12 protein-coding genes are annotated in these 14,522 nt (G+C 69.7%); 11 read left to right on the forward strand and 1 reads right to left on the reverse strand.

Annotated features, from left to right (window positions below; all coding sequences use genetic code 11):
• Positions 1-31 precede the first annotated feature (31 nt).
• Positions 32-1,048: a hypothetical protein gene (locus KA711_02110; GenBank protein MCM0607778.1), complete on the reverse strand. Its 1,017-nt coding sequence runs from the start codon at positions 1,046-1,048 to the stop codon at positions 32-34.
• 213 nt (positions 1,049-1,261) lie between these two features.
• On the opposite strand from KA711_02110, the gene KA711_02115 reads away from it, so the two are divergent.
• The 11 genes from KA711_02115 (at position 1,262) to KA711_02165 (ending at position 14,522) form a co-directional block, all read left to right on the forward strand.
• The gene (locus KA711_02115) at positions 1,262-1,573 is read left to right on the forward strand and encodes a EutN/CcmL family microcompartment protein (GenBank protein MCM0607779.1); all 312 of its coding nucleotides are present in this window, start codon (positions 1,262-1,264) and stop codon (positions 1,571-1,573) included.
• A 55-nt stretch (positions 1,574-1,628) separates the two neighbouring features.
• On the forward strand, positions 1,629-1,946 hold the full coding sequence (gene eutM, locus KA711_02120; protein MCM0607780.1) for an ethanolamine utilization microcompartment protein EutM: 318 nt from the start codon (positions 1,629-1,631) through the stop codon (positions 1,944-1,946).
• Positions 1,947-2,036: 90 nt separating this feature from the next.
• On the forward strand, positions 2,037-3,434 hold the full coding sequence (locus KA711_02125; GenBank protein ID MCM0607781.1) for an aldehyde dehydrogenase family protein: 1,398 nt from the start codon (positions 2,037-2,039) through the stop codon (positions 3,432-3,434).
• Positions 3,435-3,436: 2 nt separating this feature from the next.
• Positions 3,437-4,261: an ethanolamine utilization protein EutJ gene (gene eutJ / locus KA711_02130; protein ID MCM0607782.1), complete on the forward strand. Its 825-nt coding sequence runs from the start codon at positions 3,437-3,439 to the stop codon at positions 4,259-4,261.
• Positions 4,262-4,298: 37 nt separating this feature from the next.
• Entirely contained in the window at positions 4,299-4,913 is a 615-nt protein-coding gene (locus tag KA711_02135; protein MCM0607783.1) for a BMC domain-containing protein, read from the forward strand.
• Positions 4,913-6,187 carry a malate dehydrogenase gene (locus tag KA711_02140; GenBank protein ID MCM0607784.1) on the forward strand — a complete coding sequence of 425 codons (1,275 nt, stop codon included), beginning with the start codon at positions 4,913-4,915 and terminating at the stop codon, positions 6,185-6,187. The genes KA711_02135 and KA711_02140 overlap by 1 nt, the downstream gene beginning before the upstream one ends.
• 32 nt (positions 6,188-6,219) lie before the next feature.
• The gene (locus KA711_02145; protein MCM0607785.1) at positions 6,220-7,257 is read left to right on the forward strand and encodes an alcohol dehydrogenase catalytic domain-containing protein; all 1,038 of its coding nucleotides are present in this window, start codon (positions 6,220-6,222) and stop codon (positions 7,255-7,257) included.
• Between the two features lie 118 nt (positions 7,258-7,375).
• Complete coding sequence (locus KA711_02150) at positions 7,376-9,529, forward strand: helix-turn-helix domain-containing protein (GenBank protein MCM0607786.1); 2,154 nt, start codon at positions 7,376-7,378, stop codon at positions 9,527-9,529.
• A 796-nt stretch (positions 9,530-10,325) separates the two neighbouring features.
• Positions 10,326-11,315, forward strand: coding sequence for an oxidoreductase (locus KA711_02155; GenBank protein ID MCM0607787.1), 990 nt, complete (start codon positions 10,326-10,328; stop codon positions 11,313-11,315).
• Positions 11,316-11,337: 22 nt separating this feature from the next.
• Positions 11,338-13,671, forward strand: coding sequence for a bifunctional salicylyl-CoA 5-hydroxylase/oxidoreductase (locus tag KA711_02160; GenBank protein MCM0607788.1), 2,334 nt, complete (start codon positions 11,338-11,340; stop codon positions 13,669-13,671).
• Complete coding sequence (locus KA711_02165) at positions 13,671-14,522, forward strand: enoyl-CoA hydratase family protein (GenBank protein ID MCM0607789.1); 852 nt, start codon at positions 13,671-13,673, stop codon at positions 14,520-14,522. The genes KA711_02160 and KA711_02165 overlap by 1 nt, the downstream gene beginning before the upstream one ends.

The raw sequence follows: 14,522 nt of genomic DNA on the forward strand, positions 1-14,522 counted from the left end.
GCCTGGCGTCCGAAGGGTGGATGGCAATCGGTCAGAGCGGACGCGACGGCCGGCGCGTGGCAGCCGCGCTGTTCAGGGCATTGAGTTGCGGCAGTTCGAAGAAGTCTTGCACCTCACCATGGCCCTTCCAGGTCGACGCCGTGCCGCCGCCGCGCATGTCCCATTCACACAGTGCGTTGAACGACACCATGTTGGGCCAGCACTGCCACGGAAAGGTGGTCAACGCCCGACCGTCCAGGTGCCACACCCGGTCGTCGACATCGGTCACCTGCAGTTGCAAGCGCTCGGGGTAGCGCTCCTGCGGCCGCTGCACACGGCCCGTGCCGGCTTTCAGTCCGCGGATGTGGCCTTTGTCCATCACATAGCCATGGGCCAGCCACAACTCGTCGCCGTTGCGCTGCTGGTCGAAACCGAAAATGGCGTGAACCGCCAGGTCCTTCGAGAAGTGCGCATGCAGCCAGCTCATGTTGGGCTTGTTGCGCTCCGGGCGCGGCCCCCAGCTGTGGTCCATGGTGGAGACGCAATCGATGGCAATGTCCCGACCGCGCAGCGTGACTGTGCCCTTGACGTGGCCGGTTTGGTCAAAGTGGCCGTTGTAGGCCGTGCCCCAGGCGAACTTGCCGGCCTCCGACTTGGAGCCGCACATCGGGTCCATCTCAGGGTCGTGGATGTCGAACGCGGGCATCAGCGCCTCGTAGCGCACGTCGATGCGCTGGCCCTGCTGGTCGTCGTACGCGATGTGCCAGACCCGGTTGGGGTCGAGGCAGCGGACGTGCAGGCTGTTGAGCAGCTTGTAGTCGAGCAGGCTGCGCGGCGTGGGGATGGGCATGGCCGCGCGCATGTCGCAGAAGTCGGCCTCCCAGGGCGTGACCGCCCGCTGGGCATTCATGCAGATCGTCGAGCTGACAACGCCGATGTTGGGGCGGAACAGCGCATAGACGCCGATGTTGAGCCGCTCCTCGGCGTTGTAGAACCCGAAGAAGTTGGTCTCGGCCCAGGTCGGGTCGGGATCGGTGGTGTGGAACTCGGCGTCCTGGTCCTTGATCACGGCTTGTCTCCTGCGTTTGGCTGTGCCTGCAGGACTGTGGGCCTGCTTGTTGGATGGCGACTCTAGAGGCAACCCGGGCGGCCCACCATGGCCGGAATGGATAACGGGGCCCCTTGCCAATGCACCAGTGTGGCCAATGACGGGCGCCTGTTTGGCGCATACCGTTCGCACCAGTCCAAGAACAGCACCAAGAACAGCAACGGAGACGACGACATGCAACTGGCACGTGTGCGCGGCAACGTCGTCGCGTCGATCAAGGCCGCAGGCCTGGCTTCGCACAAGCTGCTGTTGCTGGAGCCGGTCTCGGCTGCCGCGCCGCAGGCGCAGTCCAGCGGGTCCGATGCGTCATCCGTCTATGTGGCGATCGACCTGGCCGGCGCCGGTGTCGGCGAAGTGGTGCTGGTCGCCCGCGGCAGTGCGGCGCGGGTTGACCGCGACGGCCAGGCCGCCCCCACCGATGCCGCGGTCGTCGCCATCGTTGACTACGTGCAGTTCGACGGACAAACCACGTTCCAGAAGCGCTAGCCAACCAGGCTGGAGCGCAGCGTTCACACCCGAGTAAACCCTAGGAGACTCTGACATGGCAACTTCACCCACCACTGGCACGGTCGTCGATGACGGCCCGCGCGGCGCGCTCGGCCTGATCGAGACCAAGGGCCTGGTCGGCGCCATCGAAGCGGCCGACGCCATGGTCAAGGCCGCCAATGTGCGGCTGGTTGGACGCGAGCAGATCGGTGGCGGCCTGGTGACCGTGATGGTGCGTGGCGACGTTGGTGCGGTGAAGGCAGCCACCGATGCCGGCGCGGCAGCAGCCGGCAAGATCGGCGAGATCGTTTCGGTGCATGTGATCCCGCGTCCGCACGAGGACGTGGAAGCCATCCTGCCCAAGCCGCGCTGACGCCCACGCGTTGCGATCCATGGGGGTGCCGGCTGGCCGCCTTGAGCGACCGGGCGTCTCTCGACCACGTGCCACCCAGCAGGTGACGATGTGACAGATTCATCCTTGCTCGACCCTGAGCTCGCCGCCATCGGCGAGGCCCGCGCCAAGGCGAGGGCAGCACGCCAGGCCTTCGAGGCCTTCGAAGGCGTGACCCAGGACCAGGCCGACCGCATCGTCGAGGCCATGGCCCGCGCGGCCGAAGGCGCTGCGAAGGAGTTGGCCCGCCTGGCCGTCGACGAGACGGGTTATGGCGTCTACGAGGACAAGATCCTCAAGAACCTCTTCAACGCCAAGTTCTGTGCGCATGCGATGAAGAAGATGCGCACGCTGGGCGTGTTGTGGACCGACGAGGTGGCGCGTGTCACCGCCATCGGCGCACCGATGGGTGTGATCGCCGGCATCATCCCGGTCACCAACCCCACGTCGACGACGATCTTCAAGTGTCTGGCGGCGGTGAAATCAGGCAACGCCATCGTCTGCGCGCCGCACCCACGTGCCGCCAGGTGCTGTGTGCGCACAGTCGAGATCATGGCCGCGGCGGCCGAGCAGGCGGGTGCACCCAAGGGCCTGCTGCAGTGCCTGTCCAGCGGCCAGCTGCCCGCCACGCGTGAACTGATGGCCCACCGCGACATCGCGCTGGTGATGGCCACCGGTGGCGCGGCCATGGTGCGTGCGGCCTACTCGTCTGGCAAACCAACGTTGGCGGTGGGCGCGGGCAATGTGCCGGTGTACATCCACCGGTCGGTGGCCGATGTGGCCGAGGCCGCGCTGATGGTGATCACCTCGAAATCCTTTGACAACGGCACCGCCTGCGTGGCCGAGCAATCGGTGGTGCTCGATGAGCCGATTGCCGATGCTGCGCTGGCGGGCTTCCGGCAACACGGCACGGTGTTCCTCGATGCCGAGCAGCAGCAGCGCCTGGCCGCACTGCTGTTCATGGGCCGCGGCGCGCTCAACCCCGAGGCTGTGGGCCAGACCGCGGTGGAGCTGGCGCGGCGCATCGGCATGGCAGTGCCAGCCGGCACCAAGGTGCTGGGTGCCCTGCTCGACGACGTGGGGCCGCAGACGCCGCTGTCGGCAGAGATCCTGGGCCCGGTGCTGTCGTTCTACCGCTCCGCTGACCTGCCTGCCGCCCACCAGCGCTGCCGCGAGGTGCTGGCCTTCGGCGGCGAAGGCCACACCCTCGGCCTGCACGGCCGTGACGAAGCCATGCTGGCGGCGATGTCGGACCTGCCAGCGTCGCGCATCATCGTCAACACGCCCAGCCTGCTGGGCGGCATGGGCTTCAGCGCCGGCACCGATCCGTCGTTCATGCTGGGCACCGGCACCTGGAGCGGTTCGATCGTGTCGGACAACGTCACGCCGATGCACCTCATCAACATCAAGCGCATCGCGCTCGAGAACCGGCCGTGGCGCGACATCTACTCGCCCACGATGGGGTTGTAGGCATGCTCATGCGCACCCATCCTGACCACGCCACAGAGGCCGCGCAGCGCTTCCTCGATGCCGCCGCGCCGCGCCTGCGCGCGCCAGCACTGCTGGACGGCCCACTGCGCTTCGGTATCGACCTGGGCACGGCCACCATCGTCGTTACCGCCGTGGATGCACAGGCGCAGCCGGTGTACTGGGACTTCGTGCGCGCCCAGGTGGTGCGTGATGGGGTGGTGGTCGACTTCCAGGGTGCGGTCGACGCCGTGCGGCGGCTGAAGGCCGGCGCCGAGGCGGCCTTGGGCACCCCCATCGACGCAGCCGCCACGGCACACCCACCGGCCGTGCCGCTGAGCGATTGCCGGGCCTGCAGCTACGTGCTGCAGCAGGCGGGCATCGACTGCCGCAGCCTCGTCGACGAGGTGACGGCGGCCAACGCCATCCTCGGCGTGCGCGATGGCGCCGTCGTCGATGTGGGCGGTGGCTCAACCGGTGTCGGCGTTTTTCGCGCCGGCGCACTGGCACGCTTGAGCGATCTGGCTGGCGGTGGCCACCACCTCGACCTGATCCTGGCCGGCGCGCTGCGCATCACGGTCGAGGCCGCCGAGGTGCACAAGCGCGAGCGTGGCGGCGACATCCTGCAGGTGCTGCGGCCCGGCATCGAGCGCATGGCCGAGTCGGTGCGCCGGCAGTGCGGCGGGGTGGACCCCGGCACGGTGCACCTGGCCGGCGGCGCACTGACGCTGCCAGGCGCCGACGCCGTCGTTGAACGCTACCTCGGCTGGGCCGTGCGGGGCTACAGGCACGCCGAGCTGATCACCCCCTTCGGCATCGCGCTCAGCTGAGCCCTGCGCTGAACCCCGACCCGAACCAAGGCCACTCATGGAAGTCCAACTCCGCACTTATGCCTTTGTCGACCGCATGCAGCCGCAAGCTGCGGCGCATGTCGCGTCCACCTGCCAGGGCGACGTGCCGATTGCCGGCATGTCGGAGCTGTACATCGAGGTGGCGCCGGGCAACGAGATCTTCCGCTGCGCCGACATCGCGCTGAAGGCCGCCGATGTGCGGCCCGCGCTGCAGGTGGTCGAGCGCGAGTTCGGCCTGCTCGAGATCCATGCGCGATCTCAAGCCGAGGTGCAGGCTGCGGGCCAGGCCGTGCTGGCGCACCTCAAGCTCACCGAGGCCGACCGGCTCAAGCCCAAGGTCGCTTCGTCGATGTTTGTCACCAACGTCAACCCCTACCAGGCGCAGCTGATCAACAAGTGGCGCAAGGGCAACCTGCTGATTCCCGGCCAAAGCCTGTATGTGCTGGAAGTCTCGCCGGCCGCCTATGTGACGCTGGCGGCCAACGAGGCCGAGAAGGCCGCCGACATCAGCATCATCGAGGTGCGTGCGCTTGGCCGCTTCGGGCGGTTGTTCATCTCGGGCACCGAGAGCAATGTGCAGGCCGCTGCAGCGGCGGCCATCGCCGCGCTCGAGGAACTGGAGGGCAAGTGATGGCGCGCATGCTGACCGCCGCTGATGTGGAGGCTGCGGCCAAGGCAGGCCAGGGCCTGCTGGTGGCCCCGGGGGACCGGCTGACGCCGCTGGCCCGGGACCGCGCGAAAGAACTCGGCGTTGCACTGCTGAGCGGTGATGCGCCGCAGGCGGCGGCCACGCCATCCGCGCCAGCATCGGCCAGCGCAACGGCGCCGCTCACGCGCGCTGCAGCCAAGCCCGCTGGCGCGTCAGCAGCAGACACCACGCCACCATCGGGCCGCCCGTTCGTCTTGCCGCCGTCCGGTGCCATGTACCGCCGCAACGCCCTGGGCCCGCAATCCCCGGCGGGGCCGGCGCGCGATGGCCGCCCCAAGGCCGGCGTGGTCGGCGCCGGCCATGTCGGCGCGATGACGGCCCTGCGCCTGGCCGAGAGTGACCTGTTCTCGCAAGTGACGCTGGTCGACGTGGTGCCCGGCCTGGCCGCCGGGCTGGCGCTGGACATGTGGCACGGTGCCGGGCTGTACCGGTTCTCGACGCTGCTGGCTGGCAGCGACGACCTGACCGCGCTGGCCGGCGCCGCCTACATCGTCATCACGGCCGGCAAGCCGCGCCAACCTGGCATGAGCCGCACCGACCTGACGGCGGTGAACGCCGCCATCATCGATGCGGTCGGCCAGGGCATCCGCCAGCACGCGCCCGATGCCACCCTGGTGGTGGTGAGCAACCCGCTGGAGGAAATGACCCACCGCACGGCCCAGGTCACCGGCTTCCTTGAGGAGCGGGTGTTGGGCATGGCCGGGGTGCTGGATTCCGCCCGCTTCTGTTCGCTGGTCGGCCTGACCGGCCGGGCCCGGCCACAACAGGTGCAGGCACTGGCCCTGGGCAGCCATGGGCCCGAGATGGTGATCCCGCTCAGCCAGGCCTTCATCGACAGCACGCCGATCGAGACCGTGCTGGACGCGCCGACACTCCAGGCCATCGTCGAGCGCACGCGTGAATCCGGCGGCGAGGTGGTCAAGCTGCTGCAGAAGGGCAGCGCCTACTTCTCGCCAGCCGAGTCGGCAGCGGCGATGGTGCGCGCGATGGTCCGCGACGACGGCGAGGTGTTGGCCGCTTGCGTGCGGTCGCGCGGGGCCTATGGCGCGGTCGACACCCGGGTGGGCCTGCCGGTGCGCCTGGGCCGCCGCGGCCTGAAGGAGATCGTCAACCTGCCGCTGCGCAACGACGAACTGACGGCACTGCGCGAGGCAGCGGGGCGCATCGCTGCCCGCATTGCCGAACTGCGGCCCTAGCCCGTCGCAGCAGGCGTCGTCTTCCACGCTCCATGCGCGCAGTCGTCTACAAGGGTCCGGGGCTGGTCGAATTGAGCGACGTCCCGCAGCCGCACCTGGCGGATGCCACCGACGCCCTGGTGCGGGTCACGCATGCAGGCATCTGCGGCACCGACCTGCATGTGGTGAAAGGCGACTTCCCGGGCATGGTGCCGGGCAATGTCGTCGGGCATGAGTTCGTCGGCGAGGTGGTCGAACTCGGCCGCGCTGTGCAGCGGCTGCGCGTGGGCGACATGGTGATGTCGTCGGACTTCACGGCCTGTGGCCTCTGCCGCTGGTGCGATCGCGCTGAACACTGGCAATGTGGCGAGCGTGCCTTCTTCGGCACCGGCACCGCGTTCGGCCCGATGTTGAGCGGTGCGCAGGCCGAGTACGTGCGCGTGCCGCATGCCGACCGCACCCTGGGCCTGCTGCCGGCCGGCTGCTCGCCCGAGGCCGGGCTGCTGATGGGCGACAACCTGGCCACCGGCTGGGTGGCTGTGGAACGTGCCAGGCTAGAGCCTGGCGAGCGGGTCGTGGTCATCGGCGGCGGTGCGGTCGGGCAACTCAGCGCGCTGGCCGCGATGACCGCGGGCGCCGGCTTGGTGGTGGTTGTCGAGCCGAACCAGGGGCGGCGGGCGTTTGCACAGTCGCAGGGGTCGCTGGCCGTGCATCCTGACGGCGCGCTGGCCCTGGTGCGGCAGTTGACCGATGGTGACGGCGCCGACGTGGTGATCGAGGCGGTGGGCGGCAACGGTCCGCTGGACCTGGCGATGGCCTTGGCGCGCGCACGCGGCCGGGTGGTCTCGGTGGGCGCCCATGCGTCCGAGACCTGGGGCTTCGCTGTGGGCCGCGCCTTCCGCGAGGAGCTGAGCCTGAGCTTCGCCATCGGCGACGGCATCCGCCTGCGCCGCAAGCTGACGGGGCTGGTCACCGGCGGCGCCATCGACCCCACGGTGGTCATTGATGCACGTGGTCGATTCGACGACGCACCTGCGCTTTACCAACTTTTAGCAACCCAGCAGCGGCTGAAGGCAGTGATCACCCCATGACGCAGGCGCCCGGCGACGGCGCACACTCGGCCGGGCCATGGGTGATCGATTGACACAGCGGATTTCCCGACCGCGCGGCGCGCTGGCTGCGGCACTGGAGCCGTTTTCAGCCGCCGCCATGCGCGGGCAGTACGAATTGCTGCTGGCCGAGGCGGAGCGTGCTGTGGTGCGGCTGTTCCCGGCTGTGTCGGCACGCGTCATCGTCCGCACCGGTGACGCCTGGCACGAATGGTCGCGGCTGGAGCACGGCGCTGAAGGTCCGGCGATCGTCGCACCGCCTGCCATCGACAGCTGCGAGTTGCCGCTGCGCACGCCGGTGTTCGTCTTCGTGCCGGTGGTGCCCGGTGCGCTGGGCATCCGCATCGACGGCGAGGTGCCGGGTGTCGAGGGCTCTGAGGACCTGGCGGTGCTGCGGCGCTTCTTCGCCCTGGCATTGCAGACCTGTGAGCGCCAACGTGTGGCGGCGCAGAACCTCGACGAGGTGCAGTCGCTGCAGCGTGTGGCCACCCGCATGCTGCAGAGCCACGACCTCAATGAGATCCTGCTGCTGATCACACAGGAGGCCCGGCGCCTGTTGTCGGCCGACATCTGCGGCGTCTTGCTGCGCGAGTCGGGCCGGATCGTGATGCGCCGCTGCGTCGGCAACCGCTCGCCGCTGACCGCCACGCTGCAGATGGGCCCGGGTCAGGGCCTGGCTGGCCTGGTGCTCGAACGCAGCGAGCCGGCCTCGGTCGAGGACTACACGGCCAGCGATGAGATCAGCCGTGACTTCTTCCATCTGGCCGAGGCCGAAATGGTGCGCTCGGCACTGGCTGCGCCCTTGATCGGCCGCAGTGACGTGATCGGCGTGCTCGAGGTCTGGCGCCGCCGGCCGTCGACCTTCACGCCGCTGGACACGATGCGCCTGGTCGCGTTGTCGAACCTGGCGTCGATCGCGATCGAGAACGCCGAGCTCTATGCGGCGCAGCGCCGCATGGTCGATGAGCTCGGCCGCGCCAACGAGGCGCTCAATCGGCGTTACGACATGGTCCGCAGTGTGTCGGACCTGACGCAGAACCTGATGCACATGCTGCTGCAAGGCGCCGGCCTCCAGGGCATTGCCAGTGCCGCCGCGCTCTTCTTGAACACCGAGATCGGCGTCGTCGACGCCCACAACAAGGTGCTTGCCTGGAGCGGTGCCGGCGATGGGTCTGCAATCCTGGCGGAAGTGGGGCAAGTGGCCACGAAGCATTCGCCAAACCCGGACGGAGCACCGGATGCGCCACGCCATGCCGGTGCGGACACATGGACTGTGACCGTGCAGGACCAGCGCTGGCGCGCGCAACCCGTGGTGGTCGAGGGCAGCGTCGTCGCCTGGGTGATGGGCCGCATCACCGGCAACAGCGAGGCGCTGGCCGAGCTGACCCTTGCCCAGGTCGCCATGGTGGCGGCGCTGCACAGGCTGGAGCAGCGCGCGGCCAGCCGGGCCCGCTCGGAGACCGTTGATGCCATCGTCTGGGACCTGCTGCGCGCCGATGATGCGGTGCGCGCCGCCGCCATCGACCGCGCCACCGACGTCAAGCTCGATCTCGGTGGGCCGCTGCGCCTGTACCTGTGCGAGGTGGGGCCCAACACGCTGGGGCTGGCCGAGCGGGTCGGTACAACGCTGAGGCAACAGGTGGCCCGCACCGTTGGCGGCCTTGGCGGGGACGTGCTGCGGGCGGTCGCGATGCAGGGCACGTCGGTCGCGGTGTTGTGCGCCGATCGGGCGCTGGACGATGCGGAGCGGTTCGCGCAGCGGCTTGTCACGCGCTTGAGCGACGTACTGGATGGCCGCATGGTCGTGGTGGGGGGCAGCAGCCGCTGCCTGTCCGCCGGAGACTTGAGCGTCGCCTTCCGTGAGGCACAGATCGCGCTGGACGTGTCGCGCCAGATCGGGCGCTGTGGCGCTGTGGTCTATGACCGCGCTGGGGTGGTGGGCATGCTGCTCAGCCTGCGGCACGAGGTGGGCATGCGGCGCTTCGTGGAGCTCAACCTGGGGAAATTGCTGCAGGAAGAAGAGAAGCAACGTGATCTGCTGATGCAGACCCTGCGCGTGTTCTTCGATGTCAACTGCTCTCACGAAGCGGCGTCACAGCGGCTCGGTGTGCACCGCAAGACGATCGCGCACCGCCTCGGCAAGATCGCCGAGTTGACCGGCCTCGACCTGAGCACCCATGACGACCGCCTGGTGGCCGACCTGGCGCTGTACGTGCACCAGATGCTTACCAACCTCCTCGGGAAGGCTGGCTGATGGCGTGCCTTGCCGTGGCGGGATGTGCCTGGTCCGGTGGGTTGGCAGGTCCACACGATCTGATCGGTCCGCAGCGAAATTGACTTGGCACCACCGGCCGAGATGTCTGCAGAAGCCAAGAGACTAATCGTTGGTGGCGTTGCGGCCCAGGGGGCCGGTTGACCGTGATTTGGCAGAGACCGTGAGTCAGGACCGGAGCGCCCAGCGACCGCCACCGTTGCGGGGGGTGTCCGAATTTCTGTGTGTGAGGCGGAGTTGCTTGCTGCCAGCCACCTCGAACTTCCGCTTTCTGCACCCTTCAGTCCTCGAGCAAGGATCCGTGTACAGCTGCAATGGGTCGACACCGGACGAACTCCCACCACCCGGCGTACTCAAGGTCCCCAAGTTGTCGCCGATCGCGGCGACGTTCGACACGACCGCGCCTGAAGGGCCGGTCCCGCTGAGTCAAGCCCGTCCGACTTCGCGTCGCAGGCCGGATTCGGCAGCAGCGCCCCGCCGGTGAACCGCCCGTCGGCGCTGAACGAGACCGCCATCCACAGGCCGTCGATGGTCTCGAAGCGCCAGAACCCGGTCCCGCCGCCCCGTTGCACGCCGTGCACCTCACCCGGGCGGCCGGGCTCGCGCCGCAGCGCGGCGCGTTCAAGCATGCCGGCCGGCAGCGGGCCAGCAGCCCGCACGCCCGTGGCCCGCGGGCACCGCAGGCCAGGTTGCCCGGGAGGCAGGGGCATGCCGAAGACCGTGCGCCAGCGCCGCGTGTCACACTGCCGGCCCTGCCCTGAGTAGCGCTGCGATCCCCATGTTCAGAGCCCTGGTCATCGAGAAGGACGACGCCGGCTACCGCGCCGCCGTCCAGACGGTCGGCGACGACCGCCTGCCGGTGGTGGACGGTGGCGTCACCGTCGACGTCGCCTACAGCACCGTCAACTACAAGGACGGCCTGGCCATCACCGGCAAGAGCCCGGTGGTGCGCAAGTTCCCGCTGCACGCGGGCATCGACTTCGCCGGCACAGTAAGCGCCAGCAGCGACCCGCGCTTCAAACCCGGCGACGAGGTGCTGCTCAACGGCTGGGGCGTGGGCGAGACGCACTCCGGCGGCCTGGCCCAAAGGGCGCGCGTGAAGGCTGACTGGCTGCTGCCGGTGCCGCACGGCCTGAGCCTGAAGCAGGCCATGGCCATCGGCACCGCCGGCTACACCGCCATGCTGTGCGTGCTGGCGCTCGAGAAGCACGGCGTGGCGCCGGGCAGCGGCGACGTGCTCGTGACGGGTGCCGCTGGCGGCGTGGGCAGCGTCGCCGTCGCGCTGCTGGCCCGGCTGGGCCACCGCGTCGTCGCCAGCACCGGCCGCATGGCCGAGGCCGGGTTCCTCCAGAGCCTGGGCGCGGCCGAGGTCATCGACCGCGCCGAGCTTTCCGCCCCCGGCAAGCCACTGGGCAAGGAGCGCTGGGCCGGCGTCGTCGATTCGGTGGGCAGCCACACCCTGGCCAACGCCTGCGCCACGACGCGCTACGGCGGCGCGGTGGCGGCCTGCGGCCTGGCCCAGGGCATGGACCTCCCCGGCAGCGTGGCGCCCTTCATCCTGCGCGGCATCACGCTCTACGGCATCGACAGCGTGATGGCGCCGCTGCCGCGCCGCGCCGAGGCCTGGGCGCGGCTGGCGCGCGACCTCGACCTGGCCAAGCTGGATGCGCTGACCACCGAGATCACGCTCGACGGCGCGCTGGCCGCCGGAGCCGAGATCCTGGCCGGCCGCGTGCGCGGGCGGCTGGTGGTGGACGTGAACCGCTGAAGCCGCGGCGCAAGGCTGGCGCATGAAGATCGTCTGCATCGGCGGCGGCCCGGCGGGCCTGGCCTTCGGGCTGCTGATGAAGCGGGCCCACCCGGCGCACGACATCACCGTGGTGGAACGCAACCGGCCGTACGACACCTTCGGCTGGGGCGTGGTGTTTTCCGACGCCACGCTGGAGAACCTGGCCGATGCCGACCGCGAGACGGCCGACGCCATCGAAGCCGGCTTCGCGCACTGGGACGACATCGAGCTGCAGTTCAAGGGCCGGACCATCCGCTCGGGCGGCCACGGCTTCGTGGGCATCGGGCGCAAGAAGCTGCTCAACATCCTGCAATCGCGCTGCGAGGCGCTGGGCGTGAAGCTGGTGTTCGAGACCGAGGCCGAGGATGAATCGGCCTGGCCGGATGCCGACCTCATCATCGCCAGCGACGGCATCCACTCGCGCATGCGCGGCAAGTACGCCAGCGTGTTCAGGCCGCAGGTGGTGACGCGACCCAACCGCTACATCTGGCTGGGCACGAAGAAGCGCTACGAGCCCTTCACCTTCGTCTTCGAGAGAACCGAGCACGGCTGGTTCCAGGCCCACATCTACCCGTTCGAGGCCGACACCAGCACCTACATCGTCGAGTGCCCCGAGACCGTGTGGCGCGCGCACGGGCTGGATGCCGCCACGGCCGACGAGAGCATCGCGTTCTGCGAGCGGCTGTTCGCGCGCGACCTGGACGGCGCGAAGCTGCTGAGCAACGCGCGCCACCAGCGCGGCAGCGCGTGGCTGAACTTCCAGCAGGTGAAGTGCGAGCAATGGTGGCTGCACAACGGGACGCAGCACCTCGTGCTGATGGGCGACGCGGTGCACACCGCCCACTTCGCCATCGGCTCGGGCACCAAGCTGGCGCTGGAAGACGCCATCGAGCTGGCGCGGCTGTTTGGCCGCCGGGGGCATGAGCCGGATTCGGCCGCCGTCATCGGCGAGGTGCTGGCCGAGTACCAGCAGCTCCGCGCCGTGGAGGTGCTGCGCCTGCAGAACGCAGCCTGGAACGCGATGGAGTGGTTCGAGATCTGCGGCGAGCGCTACTGCGACACGCTGGAGCCCGAGCAGTTCATGTACAGCCTGCTCACGCGCAGCCAGCGCATCGGACACGAGAACCTCCGGCTGCGCGACCAGGCCTGGCTCGAGGGCTTCGAGCGCTGGTTCGCGGTGCACAGCGGGCTTACGGCGGATCAGGCGGATCGCCCGGTGCCGCCCATGTTCGCGCCTTTCAGGCTGCGCGGCACGACGCTGCCCAACCGCGTGGTGGTGTCGCCGATGGCGCAGTACCGCTGCGTGGACGGCGTGCCCGGCGAGTTCCACCTCGTGCACCTGGGCGCGCGCGCGCTCGGCGGCGCGGGGCTGGTGATGACGGAGATGACCTGCCCCAGCGCCGATGCCCGCATCACGCCCGGGTGCCCCGGGCTCTGGAACACCGCACAGCGCGACGCCTGGGCGCGCATCGTGGCCTTCGTGCACGCGGAAGGCCCGGCGAAGATCGGCCTGCAGCTGGGCCACGCCGGCCCCAAGGGCAGCACCAACGCACCCTGGCAGCACACGGGGGCTGACGAGCCCCTGGCCGACGGCAACTGGCCGCTGATCGCCCCCAGCGCCCGCCCCTACCGGCCCGACGGGCAGGTGCCGCGCGCGATGACCCGCGCCGACATGGACCGCGTGCGCGACGAGTTCGTGCGCAGCACGCTTCTCGCCGCCGAGGCCGGCTTCGACTGGCTGGAGCTGCACTGCGCCCACGGCTACCTGCTCTCGGCCTTCATCTCGCCGCTCACCAACCACCGCGACGACGCGTACGGAGGCCCGCTGGAGAACCGGCTGCGCTACCCGCTGGAGGTGTTTGCCGCCGTGCGCGCCGCCTGGCCGGCGGACCGGCCCATCAGCGTGCGCATCAGCGCGCACGACTGGGTAGAGGGCGGCATCACGCCGGCCGACGCCGTGGCCATCGCCCGCGCCTTCAAGGCCGCACCCGGTGGTGGCGCCGACCTCATCGACTGCAGCTCCGGCCAGGTGAACGCCGAGCAGCAGCCGGTCTACGGCCGCATGTACCAGACGCCCTTTGCCGACCGCATCCGCCACGAGGCCGGCATCGCCACCATGGCGGTGGGCGCCATCACCGAGGCCGACCACGTGAACAGCATCATCAGCGCCGGCCGTGCCGACCTGTGCGCCATCGCACGCCCGCACCTGGCCCACCCGGCCTGGACGCTGCAGGAGGCGGCGCGCATCGGCTACACCGGCACCGGGTGGCCGCGCCCCTACCTCAGCGGCAAACCGCAGATGGAGGCGCTGTTCCAGCGCGCGAGGAGTTCCTGATGCACCAGCGTGTCGATCCGCAGCTCGAGGCCGGCAACCGCGTGGCGCTGGCGGCTTACGAGGCCACCCACTTTGGCTGGCAGGTCGATGCCGGCGTGGCCACCATCACGCTCAACCGCCCTGAGCGCAAGAACCCGCTCACCTTTGCCAGCTATGCCGAGCTGCGCGATCTGTTCCACCGCCTGCGCCACGCCACCGACGTGCACGCGGTGCTGCTGCAGGGCGCCGGCGGCAATTTCTGCAGCGGCGGCGACGTGCACGAGATCATCGGCCCGCTGCTGCGGCTGAAGGCGCCCGAGCTGCTGATGTTCACGCGCATGACGGGTGATCTGGTCAAGGCCATGCGCCACTGCCCGCAGCCCATCGTGGCGGCGGTGGACGGCGTGTGCGCGGGAGCCGGCGCCATCCTGGCCATGGCCTCCGACCTGCGCCTGGGCACGGCCCGCAGCAAGACGGCCTTCCTGTTCAACCGCGTGGGCCTGGCCGGCTGCGACATGGGCGCCTGCGCGATGCTGCCGCGCATCGTGGGCCAGGGCCGCGCCAGCGAGTGGCTCTACACCGGCCGCGCGCTCGGCGGCGAGGAGGCGGCGGCCTGGGGCTTCTACAACCGCCTCGTGGCACCCGAGGCGCTGGTCGACGAGGCGATGAAGCTCGCCCGCGACATCGCCGCCGGGCCCACATTTGCCAACGGCATCACCAAGACCATGCTGCACCAGGAGTGGGACATGGGCATCGACGCCGCCATCGAGAGCGAGGCACAGGCGCAGGCGATCTGCATGCTGACCGAAGACTTCCGCCGCGCCTATGACGCCTTCGTGGCCAAGGGCAAACCGGTGTTCAAGGGAGACTGA

Origin of the sequence: Ideonella sp. WA131b (assembly GCA_023657425.1) — a bacterium.
Lineage (GTDB): Bacteria > Pseudomonadota > Gammaproteobacteria > Burkholderiales > Burkholderiaceae_C > Rubrivivax.